At 66.4% G+C, this 19989-nt stretch carries 17 protein-coding genes; 6 read left to right on the forward strand and 11 right to left on the reverse strand.

The window, feature by feature from the left end; translation table 11 throughout:
* Positions 1-900 carry a GGDEF domain-containing protein gene (locus ACJ7IV_RS10055; RefSeq protein ID WP_483864266.1) on the forward strand — a complete coding sequence of 300 codons (900 nt, stop codon included), beginning with the start codon at positions 1-3 and terminating at the stop codon, positions 898-900.
* 67 nt (positions 901-967) lie between these two features.
* Complete coding sequence (locus ACJ7IV_RS10060) at positions 968-2938, forward strand: RecQ family ATP-dependent DNA helicase (protein WP_483864267.1); 1971 nt, start codon at positions 968-970, stop codon at positions 2936-2938.
* Here ACJ7IV_RS10060 and ACJ7IV_RS10065 read toward each other — a convergent pair.
* Positions 2927-3547 (reverse strand): hypothetical protein, encoded by a 621-nt coding sequence (locus ACJ7IV_RS10065; RefSeq protein ID WP_483864268.1) that lies wholly within the window; start codon positions 3545-3547, stop codon positions 2927-2929. The genes ACJ7IV_RS10060 and ACJ7IV_RS10065 overlap by 12 nt on opposite strands.
* A gap of 125 nt (positions 3548-3672) precedes the next feature.
* Here ACJ7IV_RS10065 and ACJ7IV_RS10070 point away from each other — a divergent pair, with 125 nt between their 5' ends.
* The 3 genes from ACJ7IV_RS10070 (at position 3673) to ACJ7IV_RS10080 (ending at position 6937) form a co-directional block, all read left to right on the forward strand.
* Positions 3673-4011 carry a 4a-hydroxytetrahydrobiopterin dehydratase gene (locus ACJ7IV_RS10070; RefSeq protein WP_282040455.1) on the forward strand — a complete coding sequence of 113 codons (339 nt, stop codon included), beginning with the start codon at positions 3673-3675 and terminating at the stop codon, positions 4009-4011.
* Positions 4012-5199, forward strand: coding sequence for an amino acid aminotransferase (locus ACJ7IV_RS10075; protein ID WP_483864269.1), 1188 nt, complete (start codon positions 4012-4014; stop codon positions 5197-5199).
* 217 nt (positions 5200-5416) lie between these two features.
* The gene (locus ACJ7IV_RS10080; RefSeq protein ID WP_483864270.1) at positions 5417-6937 is read left to right on the forward strand and encodes an NCS2 family permease; all 1521 of its coding nucleotides are present in this window, start codon (positions 5417-5419) and stop codon (positions 6935-6937) included.
* Positions 6938-7021: 84 nt separating this feature from the next.
* Here ACJ7IV_RS10080 and ACJ7IV_RS10085 read toward each other — a convergent pair whose 3' ends face one another.
* From ACJ7IV_RS10085 to ACJ7IV_RS10100, 4 genes are all read right to left on the reverse strand, one after another.
* Positions 7022-7978: a Nudix family hydrolase gene (locus ACJ7IV_RS10085; protein WP_483864271.1), complete on the reverse strand. Its 957-nt coding sequence runs from the start codon at positions 7976-7978 to the stop codon at positions 7022-7024.
* Between the two features lie 81 nt (positions 7979-8059).
* Positions 8060-9277, reverse strand: coding sequence for a bifunctional glutamate N-acetyltransferase/amino-acid acetyltransferase ArgJ (argJ, locus tag ACJ7IV_RS10090; protein ID WP_483864272.1), 1218 nt, complete (start codon positions 9275-9277; stop codon positions 8060-8062).
* Positions 9278-9313: 36 nt separating this feature from the next.
* Positions 9314-12043 (reverse strand): preprotein translocase subunit SecA, encoded by a 2730-nt coding sequence (gene secA, locus ACJ7IV_RS10095; RefSeq protein ID WP_483864273.1) that lies wholly within the window; start codon positions 12041-12043, stop codon positions 9314-9316.
* Between the two features lie 66 nt (positions 12044-12109).
* Positions 12110-12472 (reverse strand): hypothetical protein, encoded by a 363-nt coding sequence (locus ACJ7IV_RS10100; protein ID WP_483864274.1) that lies wholly within the window; start codon positions 12470-12472, stop codon positions 12110-12112.
* A 99-nt stretch (positions 12473-12571) separates the two neighbouring features.
* Here ACJ7IV_RS10100 and ACJ7IV_RS10105 point away from each other — a divergent pair, with 99 nt between their 5' ends.
* Positions 12572-13039, forward strand: a complete 468-nt coding sequence (locus tag ACJ7IV_RS10105; RefSeq protein ID WP_213313079.1) for a DciA family protein — start codon at positions 12572-12574, stop codon at positions 13037-13039.
* 113 nt (positions 13040-13152) lie between these two features.
* On the opposite strand, the gene lpxC is transcribed toward ACJ7IV_RS10105, so the two are convergent.
* From lpxC to murC, 6 genes are all read right to left on the reverse strand, one after another.
* Positions 13153-14064: a UDP-3-O-acyl-N-acetylglucosamine deacetylase gene (gene lpxC / locus ACJ7IV_RS10110; protein WP_483864275.1), complete on the reverse strand. Its 912-nt coding sequence runs from the start codon at positions 14062-14064 to the stop codon at positions 13153-13155.
* A gap of 112 nt (positions 14065-14176) precedes the next feature.
* Positions 14177-15355 (reverse strand): cell division protein FtsZ, encoded by a 1179-nt coding sequence (gene ftsZ / locus ACJ7IV_RS10115; RefSeq protein WP_483864276.1) that lies wholly within the window; start codon positions 15353-15355, stop codon positions 14177-14179.
* 35 nt (positions 15356-15390) lie between these two features.
* On the reverse strand, positions 15391-16680 hold the full coding sequence (gene ftsA, locus ACJ7IV_RS10120) for a cell division protein FtsA (protein ID WP_483864277.1): 1290 nt from the start codon (positions 16678-16680) through the stop codon (positions 15391-15393).
* Between the two features lie 194 nt (positions 16681-16874).
* Entirely contained in the window at positions 16875-17600 is a 726-nt protein-coding gene (locus tag ACJ7IV_RS10125; protein WP_483864278.1) for a cell division protein FtsQ/DivIB, read from the reverse strand.
* Positions 17597-18526 (reverse strand): D-alanine--D-alanine ligase, encoded by a 930-nt coding sequence (locus ACJ7IV_RS10130; RefSeq protein ID WP_483864279.1) that lies wholly within the window; start codon positions 18524-18526, stop codon positions 17597-17599. Before ACJ7IV_RS10130 ends, ACJ7IV_RS10125 begins: the two co-directional genes overlap by 4 nt.
* Positions 18523-19980 (reverse strand): UDP-N-acetylmuramate--L-alanine ligase, encoded by a 1458-nt coding sequence (gene murC, locus ACJ7IV_RS10135; RefSeq protein ID WP_483866574.1) that lies wholly within the window; start codon positions 19978-19980, stop codon positions 18523-18525. The genes ACJ7IV_RS10130 and murC overlap by 4 nt, the downstream gene beginning before the upstream one ends.
* Positions 19981-19989: the final 9 nt, after the last annotated feature.

Below are 19989 nucleotides of genomic sequence, written 5' to 3' on the forward strand. Positions count from 1 at the left end.
ATGACGTCAACGACTGTCATGCCGGGCGGGAGAGAGCTTGACACGGCACCGGTCGACCGGCTGCCCGGAGTCATCTTTCAGCTGCACCGCAGCCACGCTGGGGAGATGCACTTCCCCTACCTGGCGGGGGCCGGCGTCCGCCTGATCGGCATAGCTCCGGAACACCTCGCCATGGACGCCCGCCCCGCCCTGAACCGCCTGTCGGATGAGGATTATCCGCGCCTGATGGTGGCGCTGGAGCGCTCCATGCGCTGGCTGACGCCACTCAGCACCCGCTTCCGCCTGCCCCTCAAGGGTCGTGGCACCCGCTGGGTCGCCCTGCGCGCCCAACCCACACCCACGCCAGACGGCGTGCTGTGGCACGGCATGATGATGGATATCTCCGAGCAGGTCAGCGAAGAGGCCCGCCTGCGCCGGCTCTCCGACACCGACGACCTGACCGGGGTGGCCAACCGCCGCCGACTGATGGCGCGCCTGGAGGAGGCGGTGTCGCTGAGCAACCGCCACGCCACTCCTCTGTCGCTGATGATCCTCGACATCGACCACTTCAAGGCCATCAATGACAACCACGGCCATCTGCAGGGCGATGAGGTACTGCGTGAAGTGGCGCACCTGTGCCGGGAAACCCTGAGGGAAGAGGATATGGTAGCCCGCATGGGCGGCGAGGAGTTCGCCCTGCTGTTACCAATGTCGTCTCGACACCGGGCGCTGACGCTGGCTAAACGCCTGTGCGGCGTCATCGCGGCGCATGATTTCGACGTGGAGAACGGTATCACGGTAAGCATCGGCGTCGCCGAACATCGCATCGGCGAGGATCATCGCCAGCTCATCGAGCGCGCCGACCGCCAGCTCTACGCGGCCAAGGGCGATGGGCGAAACCAGGCCATGGCCGATGCCTGAGCGGTGAGGACATTCCCGGTCGGGATCGGCTATACTGGACATACATCCATGAAAAACTGATCGCATCATGATCGACGAGACCCTCCAGCGCGTCTTCGGCTACCCCGATTTTCGCCCCGGTCAACGCCCGGTGATCGAAGCCGTGGTGGCCGGGCGCTCGGCGGCGGCGATCTTCCCCACGGGCTCCGGGAAGTCGCTCTGCTACCAGCTGCCCGCCCTGCATCTACCCCACCTGACCCTGGTAATCTCGCCGTTGCTGGCGCTGATGCAGGACCAGCTCGCCTTTCTTGCGCGCCACGGCATCCCCGCGGCCAGCATCGACTCCGGGCAGAGCCGCGAGGAGGCCGCCGCGGTCATGGCCGGCGTCGAGCGGGGCGAGATCCGCATCCTGATGATCTCGGTGGAGCGCCTCAAGAACGAGCGCTTCCGCGCCTTCATCCGCCGGGTGCCGATCTCGCTGATGGTGGTCGACGAGGCCCACTGCATCTCCGAATGGGGCCACAACTTCCGCCCCGACTACCTCAAGCTCCCCGACTACCAGCGCGAGTTCGGTATCCCCCAGGCGCTGTTGCTCACCGCCACCGCCACCCCGCGGGTGATCGACGACATGCGCGAACGCTTCTCCATCGAGGCCTCCGATGTCACCGCCACCGGCTTCTACCGAGAGAACCTCGACCTGACGGTGGCACCGGTGCCCGCCGACACCCGCCCCCGCGCCCTGGCCACCTGGCTCAAGGAGCGCCGGGGCGATGCCCCCTTCCCCACCATCGTCTACGTCACCCTGCAGCAGACCGCCGAGCGACTCGCCGGCTACCTGGGCAAGGCCGGCATCACCGCCACCGCCTACCATGCAGGCCTCGACGCCGAGCGGCGCGAGGCGATCCAGCGCGACTTCATGGCTGGCCACAGTGACTGCATCGTCGCCACCATCGCCTTCGGCATGGGCATCGACAAGGCCAATATCCGCGCCGTGGTCCACTTCGACCTGCCCAAGTCCATCGAGAACTACAGCCAGGAGATCGGCCGTGCCGGGCGCGACGGCAAGCCCTCCGAGTGCCTGATGCTGGCCGGCCGCGACACCCTCGGTGTGCTGGAGACCTTCATCTACGGCGACACCCCGGAGCAGCACGGTATCCGCCGGGTGATCGACGAGCTACGCGCCGCCGGGCCGCGCTGGGAGCTGACCCTCAACGCACTTTCGCAGCATGCCAACATCCGGCCGCTGCCGCTCAAGACCCTGCTGGTGCAGCTCGAGCTGCGCGGCATCCTGCGCCCGCACCACGCCTACTTCGCCGACTACCGCTTCAAGCTGCTGTGCGAACCCGAGAGCCTGGTCGCCCGCTTCCAGGGCGAGCGTCAGGCCTTCGTCCAGACAATCCTCGACGCCTCCCGCAAGGCACGCACCTGGCACGAACTGGATTTCGCCAGCCTGGAGGCCCTGGGCCGGGAGCGTGGCCTGGACACCACTCGCAGCCGGGTGATCACCGCGCTGGACTACTTCGTCGACAAGGGCTGGCTCGAGCTGCAGAGTCGCCAGCTCACCGAGGTTTATGAGGTCGAGCAGCCCGAGCTCGACCCTCAGGCATTGAGCGACGAGCTCCACGGCTATTTTCGCGACAAGGAGGGCGCCGAGATCACTCGCCTGCATGCCATGCTCGAACTCTTCGAAAGCGAGCGCTGCCTGAGCCGCCGCCTGGCCGAGTGGTTCGGCGATGACCGCGCACCGGAACAATGCGGCCACTGCTCGGCCTGTCGTGGGCAGCCCGCCCGGTTGCCGCCGGCCGCCGAACGTGCCCCGCTGACGGGTCGCCATCCCGACGAACTCCTCGGCGAGTTCCGCACGCGTCTGGCCGACCAGGGCGACGGACACCCAGACACTCCGGACCTGCTGGCACGCTTCCTGTGCGGTATAACCACGCCACTGTTCACCCGTCTCAAGGCACGCCGGCTGGCAGGCTTCGGCGCTCTGGAGGGAACCCCCTACGCCGAGGTGCGCGAGTGGCTGGCCGTGCATGGCGCGAGTGATTCAGCGCAGTAGCCCCCGGCGCTGCAGGGCGCGCATCAGCAGGTGAACGGGCAGGAAGAGCAGCAGTGGCCAGAGGCCCATCAGGGCGACAAGGTAGAGCAGCGGGTCCACCAGGGTCTGGGGCTCGCTGCCGAAGGGGCCTCGGGTCCAGTTGACGTTGCGCGAGGGGTCGGTGAGCAGGAAGCTGGCCGGGATCACCAGCCAGGTGAGCCCCGTCTGCCAGACCAGGGCGCGTGGCTCATAGCCCAGCTGCCAGGCCGAGAGCCCCGCAACCGCCGGCAGGATCAGGTGATAGAGCGATAGCAGCCGGGTCAGCAGCGGCTCCTCGCCGTCAAACATGTACTCGGTGCCGCCGATGGGGTGCCAGCCGATCAGCGCCGCGGTCCCCACGTCCAGCGCCCACAGCGTCCCGACCAAGGCCACCGCCAGCCACTGCATGGAGAGCAGCAGGCGGCTCTCACGCCACAGCCCCACCAGGATCAGGAAGTTGGCCAGGTTGCACAGCCAGAAGTAGTTCTGGGGCCCCAACAAGAGCCAGAAGGTGGGCGCCCAGGCGACGATCCAGGCGGTGAAGGCGAACTTGAGCCAGAGGGGAAGTGAGTCGCTTGCAGTGTCGGGCATTCCAACTCCCTTCAGGCATAAGGCATGCCTCTTGAGAGTGACAGCGGCTGGCATACGCTGCAACGCTTGACGCCTCGCGCCGCCTGCACGACCTTTCGGAGTGAATCCCCGACTAGGAGACGACCATGAGCCAGCTTTCCAGAGAGTCCTGCGAGGCCTGCCGCGTCGGCGCCCCGACGGTCACCGAGGAGGAGGTCAAGGCACTCGGCGCCGAGGTGCCCGAGTGGCAGATCGTCGAGCGCGATGGCATCATGAAGCTCGAGCGGGTCTTCACCTTCCCCGACTTCCGGCAGGCGCTGGCCTTCACCCAACGCGTCGGTGAGCTCGCCGAGCAGGCGGATCATCACCCGGCCCTGCTGACCGAATGGGGAAAGGTCACCGTGACCTGGTGGTCACACAAGATCAAGGGCCTGCACAGGAACGACTTCATTCTTGCCGCCAGAACCGACGAGGTAGCGAAATAAATGTTCGAACACATTGAGCGGGTTCCCGGGGATGCCATCCTCGGTCTGATCGAGGCCTTCAAGAAGGACACCAATCCTCAGAAGGTCGATCTCGGCGTCGGGGTCTACAAGGACGCCCAGGGCAACACCCCTGTAATGCGCGCCGTCAAGGAAGCCGAGGCCCTGCTGCTCAAGAACGAGACCACCAAGACCTACATCGGCTCCCACGGGGCGCCGGAGTATGGCGCGGTGATCCTGCCCATGGTCCTGGGCGAGGCCTCTCCGGTACTCGAGGCCGGTCGCGCCAGCGCCACCCAGTCGCCCGGCGGCACCGGCGCCCTGCGTCTGGCGGCAGACTTCATAGCCAAGAAGCTGCCCGGCAAGGGTATCTGGGTCTCCGACCCCACCTGGCCCAACCATCACGGCATCTTTACTGCCGCCGGCATCGAGCTGCACAAGTACCCCTATGTGGACGCCGACAACCGCCTCGACTTCGACGGCATGCTCGCGGCCCTCAAGCAGATCCCCGAGGGCGATGTCGTGGTGCTGCACGCCTGCTGCCACAACCCCACCGGTTTCGACCTGTCCCGTGAGCAGTGGCAGACCGTGCTCGAGGTGCTGCGTGAGCGTCGCCTGCTGCCGCTGGTGGACTTTGCCTACCAGGGCTTCGGCGAAGGCCTGGACGAGGACGCCTACGGGGTGCGCCTGCTGGCCGAGAATCTCGACGAGGTGATCATCACCAGCTCCTGCTCAAAGAACTTCGGCATCTACTGCGAGCGCACCGGCTGCCTGATCATGGTGGCGAAGGACGCCGAGCAGATGGAGAACGTGCGCTCCCAGATTGCCATCGTGGCCCGCGAGAACTACTCCAACCCGCCGGCCCACGGCGGGGCCATCGTCAGCGAGATCCTGAACTCCGCCGAGCTCGCCGCCATCTGGCGCGAGGAGCTCACCGAGATGCGCGACCGCATCAACACCCTGCGTCGCGACTTCGTCGAGGCCCTCAAGCCCTACGGCCTGGACCAGAAGTATGCACATATCGCCGAGCAGCGCGGCATGTTCAGCTACACCGGTCTGACGCCGGAGCAGGTCGACCGCCTGCGCGACGAGTTCGGCATCTACATGGTGCGCTCCGGCCGCGCCAACGTGGCGGGCTTCTCCCACGAGAACCTGCCCTACCTGGCCAAGGCGGTCGCCGCGGTCAACTGATCGCCGCCATGCAAGCCAGTCAAGACGCCCGGGCCCTGCCCGGGCGTCTGCGTTTGGGGTAGAATCCCCGCCTTCCAGACCCATCGAGTCCATTGCCGCCGGGGCCCGGGGCGCCGCGTGGCGCCCGTGGAACAGCGCTGATTGACCGATCAGTCAGGTATCGACCAGACTGCCTCTCGGCCTTGTTCCAACTACCCTACAACCAAGAGGCTTTCCCATGGCGGCTTCCCCTGCACACTCCCCAGTGCACTATCCCTGGTTCAAGAAGGAGGACACCGACGCCTTCTTCGCCCTGTTCCAGAACAACATCGCCAACTTCGTGATCATCGCCATCACCATGCTGGGCATGGAGTTCCCGGCATCGATCGTCTTCGGCCAGGTGCTGCCCGGTGCCGCCGTGGCTGTGATGGTGGGCAACTTCTACTACGCCTGGAGTGCGGCGCGCCTGGCCCGCAAGGAGAACCGTGCCGACGTCACCGCCCTCTCCTACGGCATCTCGACCCCGGTGATGTTCGTCTTCCTGTTCGGCGTGCTGCTGCCGGCCAAGCAGCTCACCGGCGATGCCGAGCTGGCCTGGAAGGTTGCGGTGGCCGCCTGCTTCATCAGCGGTGCCATCGAGGCGGTAATAAGCCTGATCGGCCGCTGGGTGCAGTACCACCTGCCGCGGGCGGCGATGCTGGGGGCAGTCGCTGGTGTTGCCTTGACCTTTATCGCCGGCGAGATGCTGTTCAAGACCCTGGAGATGCCGGTGATCGGCCTGCTGGTGCTGGCGATCATCATCGTCGGCCTGGTGGCCCGGGTGGCGATGCCCTTCCGCCTGCCCGCCTCGCTGTTCGCCATCGTGGTGGGCACCGCCATGGCCTACCTGATCGGCGACGCCGGTGGCGAGCGCTTCAGCGATGCCTTCACCCACCTGGGCTTCTACCCGCTGCTGCCCAACCTGGCCTGGTTCGAGGGCCTGGGGCTGCTGTTCACCGGCATGCTGGCGGTACTTACCGTGGTGCTGCCGATCACGCTGTACAACGCCATCGAGACCATGAACAACGTCGAGGCCATGGAGGCCGCCGGCGACAAGTACGACGTTCGCGAGTGCCAGGCCGTGGACGGCGTGGGCACCATGCTCGGCGCCCTGTTCGGCGGCGTCTTCCCGACCACCGTCTATATCGCCACCGTGGGCGCCAAGTGGATGGGCGCGGGTCGCGGCTACAGCATCCTCAACGGCGCGGTCTATGCCCTGGCCACCATGTTCGGCCTGATCGCGGCACTCGCCGCCATCATACCGGTCTCGGTGGTAGCGCCGATCCTGGTGTTCGTCGGCATGTCGATGATCGCCACCGCCTTCCAGTCCAACGATACCCGCTACTATCCGGCGGTGGCCCTGGCCATGCTGCCCTATTTCGCCAACTACGTGATGACCCGCTTCAACCGCGCCGCCGAAGAGACCGTGGCCGGCATCTCCAGCGGGGTGGTGCCCCTGGGCCAAGGAGCCATGTTCACGGCGATCTTCCTCGGGGCCATGACGGTGGCGGTGATCGATCACCAGTTCCGACGTGCCGCCGCCTTTGCCGCCGTCGCGGCCGGATTCTCCTTCGTGGGGCTGATGCACGCGCCTAAACTCGCCTTCAATGCCGCCGGCGACTACACCCTCGGCTACCTGGTGATGGGCGCGCTGTTCCTCTACTTCGCCTGGCAGGAGAGCCGCCAGGCAGTAGGCGCCCCCATCTCCCGTCCGCGCTGAGCGGCATCTCGAGCGCCACACGCGACTCGCCCCGCCATTTGGCGGGGCGAGTCGTTCAGGGCTGCCGAGTGGCTCGGCGAGGCATCACTTCCAGAAGTCGCGGATCGAGGCGACCCCCTGGGCGCCCACGGCACGGGCGTGGTTGGCGTCATGACGGGTCATGCCACCCAGCGCGAAGACCGGCATGGCGGCGCGCTCTACCAGCTCCTGGAAGTCGTGCCAGCCCACGGGCGGCACGTCGGGATGCGACGGCGTGGTGCGCAGCGGAGAGAGAGTCACGAAGTCACAGCCCAGCCGGCCGGCCTGGTCGAGCTGGCGGCGGTCATGGGTGGAGGCGGAAAGCCACTTCCCCTCGGCGATCGGACGACGTTCCAGTTGCATCAGCCGCTCACTGGTGAGGTGGATGCCGTCGGCGTCGACCGCCTCGAGAAGCTCCGGCTCGCCGTTGAGCAGCAGGCGGGCGCCATGCTCCCGGCAGAGCGAGAGCGCCGCCTGTGCACGCTCCCGATAGGCGACCTCCTCCAGCGTCTTGGCGCGCAGTTGCACCAGGCGTACGCCATCCTCCACCAGGGCGCGCTCGAGGCGCTGGGCAAACAGAGCATCGTCCTCCTCCTCGCCGGAGATGAGGTACTCGGTGGGCAGCATCACCGCGCGAAGGATCGGCAGGTTGGCCGCAGGGAAGGGGTAGTTGACCAGGTCCTTCATCGGCACCCAACGCACCGCCTGACCCTCGCGACCGAAGGGTTCACCGGAGAATTCATGGACCTGCCATACATCGAGCAGGATATGCTTGTCGGGATACTCGTGGTGGATGCGGATCAGCGGCTGGGCACGCTGGATCTCCACGCCCAGCTCCTCGTGGAGCTCACGCTTTAGCCCACCCAGGCCCGTCTCGTAGGGGGCCAGCTTGCCACCAGGAAACTCCCAGAGCCCACCGTGATCGACGTTACTGGGCCGCCGAGCGATCAGCACTTCGCGCCCGTCGGCACTGATGATGGCCGCCGCCGCCACGTGCACCCTTCTCTTGACCATTGCGTTCATTAACCCTTCCAACGTTTCCGCGCACCGCGGCGCGGGGTCTGTGTCTGACCGGATAGCCCGGATCTGGCAGTATGCCGACGCTCAGCTGCGGTAGTCGGCATTGATGCTGACATAGTCATGGGAGAGGTCGGTTGTCCACACCGTGGCACTCTCCCCTCCGCGGTCGAGCGCGATGCGGATAGGTATCTCCTCGCGCGCCATCACCGCGCTGCCGGCCTCCTCGGTATAGCCCGGGGCACGCCCGCCACCTTCCACCAGGCGCACCTCGCCCAGGTCAATGGTAACCCGCGACACGTCAAAGTCGGCCACCGGCGCACGCCCCACCGCGGCGAGTATCCGCCCCCAGTTGGCATCCGAGGCGTACAGTGCCGTCTTGACCAGCGGCGAGTTGGCCACCGTGAAGGCCACGTCGAGTGCCTCCTGCCGACTGGTAGCACCATCGACCTGAAGGGTCACGAACTTGGTGGCGCCTTCACCGTCACGAATGATCGCCTGGGCCAGCTCGGTCATCACCCGCTGCAGGCCATTGCGGAAGATGGCGATCGCCTCCTCGCCTTCCACCTGCGGGCCGCGCTGGGTGCTGATCAGCACGCAGGCGTCGTTGGTGGAGGTGTCACCATCCACGGTGATGCAGTTGAAGGAGCGCTCGACGGTCTCGCGCAGCAGCCCGTCGAGGAGCTCCTGCTCGAGGCTGGCATCGGTGGCCACGAAGCTCAGCATGGTGGCCATGTTGGGCTGGATCATCCCCGAACCCTTGGCGATGCCATTGATGACCACTCGCTCCCCGGCGATCTCCAGGGTCACGCTGGCGCCCTTGGCACGGGTATCGGTGGTCAGGATCCCCTCTCCGGCCTGATGCCACGCCTCGGCACCTTCGTCGAGGCTGTCCAGCGCCGCAGGCAGGCCGGCCAGCAGCCGCTCCATGGGCAGCGGCTCACCGATCACCCCGGTGGAGAACGGCAACACGCTCTGCGCGTTCACTCCGGCCAGCCTGGCCAGTTCGGCACAGCTGGCGCGGGCGTCGCGCAGCCCGATCTCACCGGTACCGGCATTGGCGTTGCCGGTATTGATCACCAGATAGCGTGGTGCCTCGCCGCTCGCCAGGTGCTCCCGGGCTACCGTCACCGGAGCCGCGCAGAAGGCATTGCGGGTGAAGGCCCCCGCCATGCGGGCCCCCTCGGGACTCTCGATCACCACCAGGTCCCGGCGGCCAGGCTTCTTGATGCCCGCCATGGCGGTGCCCAGCCGAATGCCGGGAATCGCCGGCATCGCGGGAAAGCTTGCGTCACCCACTGCCATCGTCTCGTCTCCTCTTGCATGGGCCAAAGGCCATGTTCAGCTCAGCTTGCCGCAGCACTGCTTGTACTTCTTGCCGGAGCCGCAGGGACAGGGATCATTGCGTCCCACCTTGGGCCCTTCGCGGCGCAGCGGACGACCATCGGCCCCCGGTGCCACCGGTGCCTCGTCATCGTCATCCCGGGCAGCTTCGGGCGCATCGTGGCGACTCGCCGCGGTAGCCTTCTCGCGCTCCAGAGCCTCGCGACGCTGGCGCTCCAGCTCCTCGACCTCCTCCGGACGCCGCACCTGTACATGGCTGAGGATGCGCGTCACGTCGGCCTTGATATTGGCCAGCAGGTTCTGGAACAGCTCGAAGGCCTCGCGCTTGTACTCCTGCTTGGGATTCTTCTGGGCATAGCCGCGCAGGTGGATCCCACGACGCAGGTGATCCATGGACTGCAGGTGCTCCTTCCAGCGGGTATCCAGCACCTGCAGCATCACCTGCTTCTCGAAGCGACGCATCAGCTCGGCGCCGGCCTGCTCCACCTTGGCCTCGTAGGCCTCGCGGTGAAGGGTCTGCAGGCGCTCGCGCAGCTGCTCCTCATGAAAACGCTCATCCTCCTTGGACCACTGCACCACCGGCGCATCCAGGTTGAATTCGGACTTGAGGTAGTCCTGAAGCCCGGGCAGGTCCCATTGCTCGGGCAGGCTCTGGGGCGGCACATAGTCACTGATGGCGAGGTCCATGACCTCCTCACGGATGCCGGCCACCGCGGCGGATACCTCTTCGGCGGCGAGCACCTCGTTGCGCTGCTCGTAGATCACGCGACGCTGGTCGTTGGCCACGTCGTCATACTCGAGCAGCTGCTTGCGGATATCGAAGTTGCGACTCTCGACCTTCTTCTGGGCGCGCTCCACGGCATTCGACACCATCTTGTGCTCGATCGCCTCGCCGTGCTCGAGACCCAGCGCCTTCATCATGCGCTGCACCCGGTCAGAGCCGAACAGACGCATCAGGTTGTCTTCCAGCGACAGGAAGAAGCGGGTCGAGCCCGGATCACCCTGGCGCCCGGCGCGACCGCGCAGCTGGTTGTCGATGCGCCGCGACTCGTGGCGCTCGGAACCGATCACGTGCAGGCCGCCGGCCTCGAGTACCGCCTCGTGGCGGGCCTGCCACTCGGCCTTGAGCTGCTCGATCTGCGCGGCACTGGGGTCCTCCAGCTTCGCCGCCTCGGCTTCCCAGTTGCCGCCCAGCACGATATCGGTACCACGACCGGCCATGTTGGTGGCAATGGTGACGGCCCCCGGGCGGCCGGCCTGGGCGATGATCTCGGCCTCGCTCTGGTGCTGCTTGGCATTGAGTACGTTGAACTTGAGGCCGCCCTTCTTCATCAGGTTGGCCAGGTACTCTGAGGTCTCGATGGAGGCGGTACCCACCAGCACCGGCCTACCCGCCTCGGTCTCGGCCTTGACGTCCTCGATGATCGCCTCGTACTTCTCCTCGGCGGTGAGGTAGACCAGATCATTGAGGTCGCGGCGGATCAGCGGCTTGTTAGTGGGGATCACCACCACGTCCAGACCGTAGATCTGGCGGAACTCGAAGGCCTCGGTGTCGGCGGTACCGGTCATCCCCGCCAGCTTCTCGTAGAGGCGGAAATAGTTCTGGAAGGTAGTGGAGGCCAGGGTCTGGCTCTCGCGCTGGACGGTCACACCCTCCTTGGCCTCCACCGCCTGGTGCAGGCCCTCGGACCAGCGCCGGCCGGGCATGGTACGGCCGGTGTGCTCGTCGACGATCACCACCTGACCGTCGCTGACGATATAGTCGACATCCTTGTGGTAGAGATGGCGGGCGCGCAGCGCCGAGTGCATATGCTGCAGCAGATTGAGGTTCTGGGCGGCGTAGAGGGAATCCTCCTCGCCCAGCAACCCCTGCTCGCGCATCAGCCCCTCCACCCGATGGTGGCCGTTCTCGGTGATCTCCACCTGCTTGTGCTGCTCGTCCAGGGTGAAGTCACCGCTGGCGGGATCCTCCGGATCCTCGCAGGGGACCAGGTGGGTAGCCAGGCGGTCCACCACACGGTAAAGCTCGGTATTCTCGTCGACCGCCCCGGAGATGATCAACGGGGTACGCGCCTCGTCGATCAGGATCGAGTCCACCTCGTCGACGATGGCGTAGTGGAGGCCACGCTGGACTTTGTCCTCCAGGGAGAAGGCCATGTTGTCACGCAGGTAGTCGAAACCGAACTCGTTGTTGGTGCCGTAGGTGATGTCGCAGGCGTAGGCGGCACGCTTCTCCTCGGGTGTCTGGCCGGCGTAGATGACACCGACGCTGAGCCCGACGAACTCGTAGAGGGGGCGCATCCACTGGGCGTCTCGCCGCGCCAGGTAATCGTTGACGGTCACCACATGCACGCCCTTGCCGGGCAGGGCGTTGAGATAGACCGCCAGGGTCGCCACCAGGGTCTTGCCCTCGCCGGTCTTCATCTCGGCGATGCGGCCATTGTGCAGGGTCATCCCGCCGACCATCTGGACATCGAAGTGGCGCATACCCATGACCCGCTTGCTGGCCTCGCGCACCGTGGCGAAGGCCTCGGGCAGCAGGGCATCCAGTGCCTCGCCTCCCGCCAGGCGTTCGCGGAAGGCATCGGTGCGCGACGCGAGGGCCGCATCGTCGAGTCCTTCGAGCTCATTCTCGAGCACATTGACGCGTTCGACCTGGCGGCTCATGCGTTTGACTTCGCGGTCGTTCTTGGAGCCGACGACCTTGCGTAACAGGGAATTGATCATGAAGTGTCCGTCATCTGCGTATGGCATAGCGCCGGCCGCCCGGGGCGGCCGGCCATGGTCAGGGGTTCAGCTTGCCCACGCAGGGGGAGGACCGCGGCGGGTCAGGACGTCATGGGCGGCGGTGGCCTGCAGGATGGCCACACGTGGAAGTGCGGGCATGCCGCCACTAGGTGTCACGCTGGCCCGCCGCAGCAGCGGCCAGCCCCGCATCCGACGGCGCGCCTTGAGCCGCGAGCTGGCTCGAATCAGCGCCGGGGCCAGGATGCACACCTGAACCAGCCGCTCGGCCTGCCGCGTCAGGTCACCCTGGGCAAGGCCAGCAGGGAGCAGGCAGCTCACCAGCAGGCCGGCCAGCCACCAGCGCGCATGACGCCGCGATGGCGCGGGCCTGGCGGGGGGGGCTGGCGAGTGGCTGAGGGTCACGGCCATGCTGTCGAGGGGCTCCCGGGCGTGCTAGTCTGACGGGCGCTGAAGGCCCATCGCGTTCATCGTCTGGCCCGCCTGGCGCGGGACGAGAGAGTCAAGCCCATGAGTATAAAGGTTAAGCGCTTTCGCGCCCAGCCCATGTCCCGGCTGCTGGCAGGGCGCGGCGAACTCGGCTCGCTGATGCGGATGGCGCGACTGATCGACCTCGCCCAGGCACACCTGCGCGCCCACCTGCCCGAGGAGCTTGCCGAGCATCTGCACGTCGGCGGCTTTCGCGACGGCAAGCTGACCCTGATCGCCGATGGTGCCGCCTGGTTGACCCGACTGCGCTATGAACAGCCTCGCCTGCTGGAACTGCTGCACGAGTTGCCCGGTTTCGAGGCGGTCCAGGGGTTCAACCTAAAGGTCAGGCCCGTGCGCCCACCCAAGGCACCGCTACGCCAGGTCCGCCACCTGCCGACACGGGCCGCCGACGAGATCTCCAGCTGCGCCGCCGATACCGAGGACCCAAGGCTCAGGGAAGCCCTGGAGCGGCTCGCCTCCCATGCCGAACGCAAGGACGAGCCGTAAGCTGTCAGCTGGAGCGCGGCATAAAGCAAACCGCCCCCGTGGCATGACCACGGGGGCGGTTCTCTTACAGCTTAAAGCTTATGACTTACAGCTCACGGACGCAGTCCATGCGGTCAGGCCATGGCGGGAGCGGCATAGGAAATCGGGGCGACCTCGCTCTCGTCTTCGAAGGTGACGATCTCGTAGGCATCGGGCTGGGCCATCAGGGCGCGACACAGCTGATTGTTCAGGGCATGTCCGGACTTCACGCCATGGAATTCGCCGATCAGGCTGTAGCCCAGCTGGTAGAGATCACCGATGGCATCGAGCACCTTGTGCTTGACGAACTCGTCGTCGTAGCGCAACCCGCCCTCGTTGACGATACGGTAGTCGTCCACGACGATGGCGTTGTCCAGGCTGCCACCCAGCGCCAGGTTGTTGGAGCGCAGATACTCCAGGTCACGCATGAAGCCGAAGGTGCGCGCCCGCGACACCTCCTTGACGAAGGAGGTGGTGGAGAAGTCCACGGCGGCGGTCTGGGTCTGGCTCTCGAACACCGGATGGTCGAAGTCGATGGAGAAGCCTACCTTGAAGCCCTTGTGGGGGCGGAAGGTGGCTTCCTTGTCGCCATCACGCACCGTCAGCTCGCGCTTGATTCGCATGAACTTCTTGGGGGCGTTCTGCTCGCTGATCCCCGCTGACTGGATCAGGAACACGAAGGGGCCGGCGCTGCCATCCATGATCGGCACCTCAGCGGCACTGAGATCCACATAGGCGTTGTCGATACCCAGCCCGGCCAGCGCCGACATCAGGTGCTCCACGGTGGCGACTTTAGCGCCGGCATGGGTCAGGGCTGTGCACAGGGTGGTATCGGTCACCAGTTCCGCACGGGCCGGAATCTGCACCTCGGGATTCAGGTCGGTGCGCACGAAGATGATGCCGCTATCCACGGGCGCCGGCCTCAAGGTCATGTAGACCTTCTTGCCGGAATGCAGGCCGACGCCGGTGGCGCGGATGACGTTCTTCAGGGTGCGTTGTCTGATCATGGGCAGTGGCCAGGCGGTTATCGGATTATCAAACAGTGTTCACTATAGCACCAAACGAGCGTTTCAACAAAGAAAGCTCGTTCGGTGCGGCACATGGCCCCGATAGCCTGCCTCAATCGGCCTGACGACGCAGGAACGCCGGAATATCGAGGTAGTCATCGAGCTCCTGGGAGCGGCGCTTCTCGGGGCGCGGCTTGGGGGCCTCCTCGGGCTCGGTACGGGCCGCCGCGGCGGAGGACTGCCGTGCAGCGATACCCGGCTGGGCACTGCGACGGTAGTCGCCGCCCGCCTCGACCCGCTTGGCACTCTCGCGGCTCGATGCCTTCTTCTGGGCACCCTCGAGACCGGCGGCCACCACGGTGACGCGCAGCTCGTCGGTCAGCTCCATATCGATGGAGGTACCCACCACGATGGTGGCATCCTGGGAGGCGAACTCCTGGACGGTGGCACCCACATCGTTGAACTCGCCGATGGAGAGGTCCGGGCCGGCGGTGATATTGACCAGGATACCGCGGGCGCCGTGGAGGTCGATGTCCTCCAGCAGCGGGCTGCGGATGGCCTTCTCGGCGGCCTCGCGGGCGCGGTTCTCGCCGGTGGCACTGCCCGTGCCCATCATCGCCATGCCCATCTCGGACATCACGGTGCGTACGTCGGCGAAGTCGACGTTGATGATGCCGGGGCTGGTGATCAGCTCGGCGATCCCCTGCACGGCCCCCAGCAGGACATCATTAGCGGCACTGAAGGCGGAGAGCAGACTGGCGCTCTTGCCCAGCACCGATAGCAGCTTCTCGTTGGGGATGGTGATCAGCGAATCGACGTGCTCCGAGAGCTCGCGCATGCCCTCCTCGGCGGCGCGCATGCGCTTGGGTCCCTCGAAGGGGAAGGGGCGGGTCACCACAGCCACGGTAAGGATGCCCAGCTCCTTGGCCACCTGGGCCACTACCGGGGCTCCCCCGGTACCGGTGCCGCCGCCCATGCCGGCAGTGATGAACACCATGTCGGCACCCTCGAGCAGCTCGGCGATGCGCTCGCGATCCTCCATGGCGGCCTGGCGCCCCACCTCGGGGTTGGCACCGGCTCCCAGCCCCTTGGTGATCTCGTTGCCGAGCTGGAGCACGGTCTTGGCCGCCACTCGCTTGAGGGCCTGGGCATCGGTATTGGCGCAGATGAACTCCACGCCCTCGATGCTGCTCTCGACCATGTGGTTGACGGCATTGCCGCCGCCGCCGCCCACGCCGATCACCTTGATGACCGCGCTGCTTGAGGGTGCGCTATCTACCAGTTCAAACATTTGCCCCGTCTCCTGAACCGCCGCTGGCGATCCTGTCAGAAATTTCCTTTCAACCAGCCCTTCAGCCTCGTCAGCGCCGAGAGTCCTTCCCTGTCACCGCGACGTGCGGTGTCCTCGCGCCGGGACTGTGCGGACATCATGCTGCCCTGTGCCTGTCGACCGTGCCCCTGCCGTGTCTCTTGTAGAGCGTAATGTAACAAACCGACTCCGGTCGAATAAATCGGGTTGCGCACCACATCGGCCAGCCCGCGCACGTTCTGCGGGCAGGCGATGCGCACCGGCATGTGAAAGATCTCCTCGGCCAGCTCCACTACACCCTCCATGCGGGCGGTACCACCGGTCAGCACCACACCGGCGGCCACCAGGTCCTCGTAACCGCTGCGGCGCAGCTCGTCGCGAACCAGGGTAAAGAGCTCCTCGTAGCGCGGCTCGACTACCTCGGCGAGAGCCTGGCGCGAGAGGTCGCGCGCCGGACGGTCGCCGACGCTGGGCACCTTGATCATCTCGTCGCTAGCGGCCAGCTGGGTCAGCGCACAGGCATACTTGACCTTGATCTCTTCCGCATGCTGGGTCGGTGTGCGCAGCGCCATGGCGATGTCGTTGGTGACCTGGTCGCCGGCGATGGGGATCACCGCGGTGTAGCGAATGGCACCCTCGGTGAACACCGCGATATCGGTGGTACCACCACCGATATCGACCATGCAAACCCCGAGCTCGCGCTCATCCTCGGTAAGCACCGCCATGCTGGAGGCGAGCTGCTCGAGAATGATGGCGTCGACCTCCAGTCCGCAGCGGCGCACACACTTCTCGATGTTCTGTACCGCATTGAGTGCCGCGGTGACCAGATGGACTCGCGCCTCCAGGCGCACACCAGACATGCCCAGCGGCTCGCGGATGCCTCCCTGGGCATCGATGGCGAACTCCTGGGGGAGCACGTGCAGCACCCGCTGCCCTTCGGAGATGGCCCGGGCGCGGGCCGAGTCGATCACGCGGTCGATATCCGAAGGGGTGACCTCGCGCTCCTTGATCGCCACCACGCCATCGGAGTTCATGGAACTGATATGGCTGCCCGCGACCCCCACATAGACCGAGTGGATGTCGCAGCCGGCCATCAGTTCCGCTTCTTCCACGGCACGCTGAATCGACTGCACCGTGGATTCGATATTGATCACCACTCCCTTCTTCATGCCACGGGAGGGATGCGAGCCGATACCGGCGATCTCGATGCCACCGTCATCGGTGGGCTGCCCCACGATCGCCACCACCTTGGACGTTCCGATATCCAGCCCGACTACCATATTGGACGCATTGGATGGACCTGCCATGAGTCGGGGAGTCTCCTCGAACCTGGCCCGCTTGCCGGGCCTGCATCACGAAAATGAACCTGGGGCCAATTATAGGAACAACTGAGCGTATTCCTCCACCCCGGAACGAAAAAGCCCTCCCACGATACGGCGATTTTGTCGTGAAAGAAACAGGCGTATGCCCTTTGCCATGCGTGTTTCACCGGAAAATGAGCTCAGCCCTCCTCCTTGCCATCCTGCTCGAGAGGATCGCTTTCGCCGTGCCATGCCACAGCCACCCCGTTGGGGTATCGAAGGTCGATGTAGCGGATATGCGACGCCTGCTCCTCCAGCTGTCGACGCCAGGCAGCGGTCAGGCGCGCCAGGCGCCCCTCGCGGTCGCTGCGTCCCAGCATGACCCAGACGCCGTCATCGAGCTGGAAGCGCCAGGCGCCACGCGGCTCCAGGCGCAGTTGGGTCAGCTCGAGCCCCAGTTCGGCGAAGCGAGTGGCGAGGCGCTCATGGTAGGCGAGCACCTCGGCACCGCTCCCGCGGGGACCGGCGAGATCGGGAAGGTCGCCGGGAGGCGACACCGGGCCGAGGGCGAAGGGCTCCCCCTCTGGATTGAGCAAATAGTCGTCGTTCCAGCGTGCCACGGGCACCTGTTCCACCAGCTCCAGGGTCAGGGCATTGGGCCATTCGCGACTGACGCGTGCCTCGGCGATCCACTCCACCGCCAGAGCCTGCTCTCGCAGCTCGGCGACATCCACCGACAGCCAAGTGTGACCACGTAACAGCGGCGTCAGCTCGCTGCGCAGGTATTCGGCGCTGACGTGCTCCAGGTCACCGCCGATCGAGACGCGCTCGAGGGGGCGGTCGAGCCATAACCAAAGCGCCCTACCGCCTGCACCGAACAGCACCACCAGCAGCAGCACGCCTAGCCATCCACCGCGCTGGCTCATGCCGAACGACTCTCCAGGGTAGCGGCGAGGATACGCAGCACCAGTGCCTCGAAGTCGATGCCGACATGGGCCGCGGCCTGGGGAACCAGGCTATGGTCGGTCATGCCCGGGGAGGTGTTGACCTCGATCAGCCAGAAGCGTCCCTGGGCATCGCGCATCACGTCGACACGCCCCCAGCCCTCGCCACCCACCGCGGCGAAGGCCTGGCGGCAGAGCTCACCCAGCTCGGCCTCGTCGCTCTCCCCCAGCCCGCAGGGCAGGTGGTAGAGGGTCTCGTCGGAAAGGTACTTGGCCTCGTAATCGTAGAAACCACCGGCGGCCTCCACGCGGATCGCCGGCAACACCTCGTCGCCGAGCAGCGACACCGTGTACTCCTCACCCTTCACGAAGCGTTCAGCCATCACCCGGGCATCGAAACGCGCCGCCTCGTGGTAGGCCTCGGCCAGCGCCTCGGCGCTTTCCACCACACTGATGCCCAGTGTCGAGCCTTCGTGAACCGGCTTGACGATCAGCGGCAACCCCAGGCGCCCGACCACGGCCTGCCAGTCAGCTTCCGGTCCCAGCATCTCCGCCTCGGGGGTGGGCATGCCGAGTGCCTGCCACACCAGCTTGGTGCGCTGCTTGTCCATGCCCAGCGCCGACGCCAGCACGCCGCTGCCGGTATAGGGAATGCCCAGGAGTTCGAGCGCTCCCTGCAGGGTGCCGTCCTCGCCGCCACGCCCGTGCAGGGCGATGAACACGCGATCTGGGGCCAGCGCCTCGAGCCCCACCAGTCCGCCATCGGCGGGATCGTAGCCGACGGCGTCGACACCGGCGCGGGTAAGCGCCGAAAGTACCGCCTGTCCACTCTTCAGCGACACCTCACGCTCGGCGGAGTTGCCACCGAAGAGCACCGCCACGCGCCCCAGATCTGCTACCAGACTCATAGCGTTACCTCCTCGAATGCCAGCGCCGCCTCGGCCAGCGCCAGGGAGATGCCACCGATATCACCGGCCCCCTGGGTGATCAGGATATCGCCGGGCCTGAGCACGCGTCTGAGCAGCTCGGGCAGCTCCGCCTTGTCCTGAACGAAGATCGGGTCGACGGCGCCGCGCTGGCGGATCGAGCCGGCCAGGGTACGCCCCTCGGCACCAGGAATGGTCGCTTCGCCGGCACTGTAGACATCGAGCAGCAGCAGGGTGTCGACCCCACCCAGCACCCGCACGAAATCCTCGTAGAGATCGCGGGTGCGGGTATAGCGGTGGGGCTGATAGAGCATCACCAGGCGCCGCTCGGGCCAGCCGGCACGCACCGCCTCGATCACCATCTCCACCTCGCGCGGATGGTGGCCGTAGTCGTCCACCAGCATCACCTCTCCTTCCCCACCGGGAGCCGGGAAGTGGCCATGGACCTGGAAGCGGCGCCCTACCCCCTGGAAGCCGGCCAGACCACGCAGGATGGCGGCGTCATCCACGCCAGCATCGCTGGCCACGACAATGGCGGCCAGGGCATTCAGGGCGTTGTGGCGGCCGGGCATGGCCAGCCTCACCTCGAGGGGAGCCAGTTCGCCGGGACGGCGGGCGGTGAAGCGCGCCTCACCCTCTGCCTGGACGAAGTCCTCGACACGGTAGTCGGCATCCTCGCTGAAGCCGTAGGTGACGAACTGGCGGCTGACGCGGTCGAGCAGCCCGCGCACATGCTCATCGTCGATGCACAGGATGGCCAGTCCGTAGAAGGGCAGGTTGTGCAGGAACTCGATGAAGGTGCCCTTGAGTCGCTCGAAGTCGCCGCCGTAGGTGCTCATGTGGTCGGCGTCGATATTGGTGACGATGGAGACCATGGGCTGCAGGTGCAGGAAGGAGGCGTCGGACTCGTCGGCCTCGGCCACCAGGTAGTCGCCCTCCCCCAACCGTGCGTTGGTCCCGGCGCTGGTCAGCCGACCGCCGATCACGAAGGTGGGGTCGAGCCCACCCTCGCCGAGCAGCGTCGCGGTCAGGCTGGTGGTAGTGGTCTTGCCGTGGGTACCGGCCACGGCGATGCCATGGCGGAAGCGCATCAGCTCGGCAAGCATCTCGGCACGCCGCACCACCGGTACACGATGCTCATGGGCCCAGATGATTTCCGGGTTGGTATCGTCCACCGCGGTGGAGACCACCACCACGTCGGCGCCGGCAACGTGCTCGGCGGCATGACCGATCGCCACGCGGATCCCGCAGCGGCGCAGCCTCGCGACCACCGGCGACTCGCGCAGGTCGCTGCCGCTGACGGTGTAGCCCTGGTTGGCCAGCACCTCGGCGATGCCGCACATGCCGGCACCGCCGATGCCCACGAAGTGGATGTTGCGGATACGGCGCATGCCCAGACCGCGACCATGGCGGGCGGGCTCGGCCTGGCCGGGCATCGGATGTGA

Source organism: Halomonas sp. C10-5, assembly GCF_057169305.1.

Coding starts and splice junctions, on each gene's coding strand:
- argJ (WP_483864272.1), bottom strand. CDS start 9,277: ATGGCAGTGGGTGACGCAAGCTTTCCCGCGATGCCGGCGATTCCCGGC.
- murC (WP_483866574.1), bottom strand. CDS start 19,980: ATGCCCGGCCAGGCCGAGCCCGCCCGCCATGGTCGCGGTCTGGGCATG.
- secA (WP_483864273.1), bottom strand. CDS start 12,043: ATGATCAATTCCCTGTTACGCAAGGTCGTCGGCTCCAAGAACGACCGC.
- ACJ7IV_RS10105 (WP_213313079.1), top strand. CDS start 12,572: ATGAGTATAAAGGTTAAGCGCTTTCGCGCCCAGCCCATGTCCCGGCTG.
- ACJ7IV_RS10060 (WP_483864267.1), top strand. CDS start 968: ATGATCGACGAGACCCTCCAGCGCGTCTTCGGCTACCCCGATTTTCGC.
- ftsA (WP_483864277.1), bottom strand. CDS start 16,680: ATGGCAGGTCCATCCAATGCGTCCAATATGGTAGTCGGGCTGGATATC.
- ACJ7IV_RS10070 (WP_282040455.1), top strand. CDS start 3,673: ATGAGCCAGCTTTCCAGAGAGTCCTGCGAGGCCTGCCGCGTCGGCGCC.
- ACJ7IV_RS10125 (WP_483864278.1), bottom strand. CDS start 17,600: ATGAGCCAGCGCGGTGGATGGCTAGGCGTGCTGCTGCTGGTGGTGCTG.
- ACJ7IV_RS10130 (WP_483864279.1), bottom strand. CDS start 18,526: ATGAGTCTGGTAGCAGATCTGGGGCGCGTGGCGGTGCTCTTCGGTGGC.
- ACJ7IV_RS10065 (WP_483864268.1), bottom strand. CDS start 3,547: ATGCCCGACACTGCAAGCGACTCACTTCCCCTCTGGCTCAAGTTCGCC.
- lpxC (WP_483864275.1), bottom strand. CDS start 14,064: ATGATCAGACAACGCACCCTGAAGAACGTCATCCGCGCCACCGGCGTC.
- ACJ7IV_RS10100 (WP_483864274.1), bottom strand. CDS start 12,472: ATGGCCGTGACCCTCAGCCACTCGCCAGCCCCCCCCGCCAGGCCCGCG.
- ACJ7IV_RS10085 (WP_483864271.1), bottom strand. CDS start 7,978: ATGAACGCAATGGTCAAGAGAAGGGTGCACGTGGCGGCGGCGGCCATC.
- ACJ7IV_RS10055 (WP_483864266.1), top strand. CDS start 1: ATGACGTCAACGACTGTCATGCCGGGCGGGAGAGAGCTTGACACGGCA.
- ftsZ (WP_483864276.1), bottom strand. CDS start 15,355: ATGTTTGAACTGGTAGATAGCGCACCCTCAAGCAGCGCGGTCATCAAG.
- ACJ7IV_RS10075 (WP_483864269.1), top strand. CDS start 4,012: ATGTTCGAACACATTGAGCGGGTTCCCGGGGATGCCATCCTCGGTCTG.
- ACJ7IV_RS10080 (WP_483864270.1), top strand. CDS start 5,417: ATGGCGGCTTCCCCTGCACACTCCCCAGTGCACTATCCCTGGTTCAAG.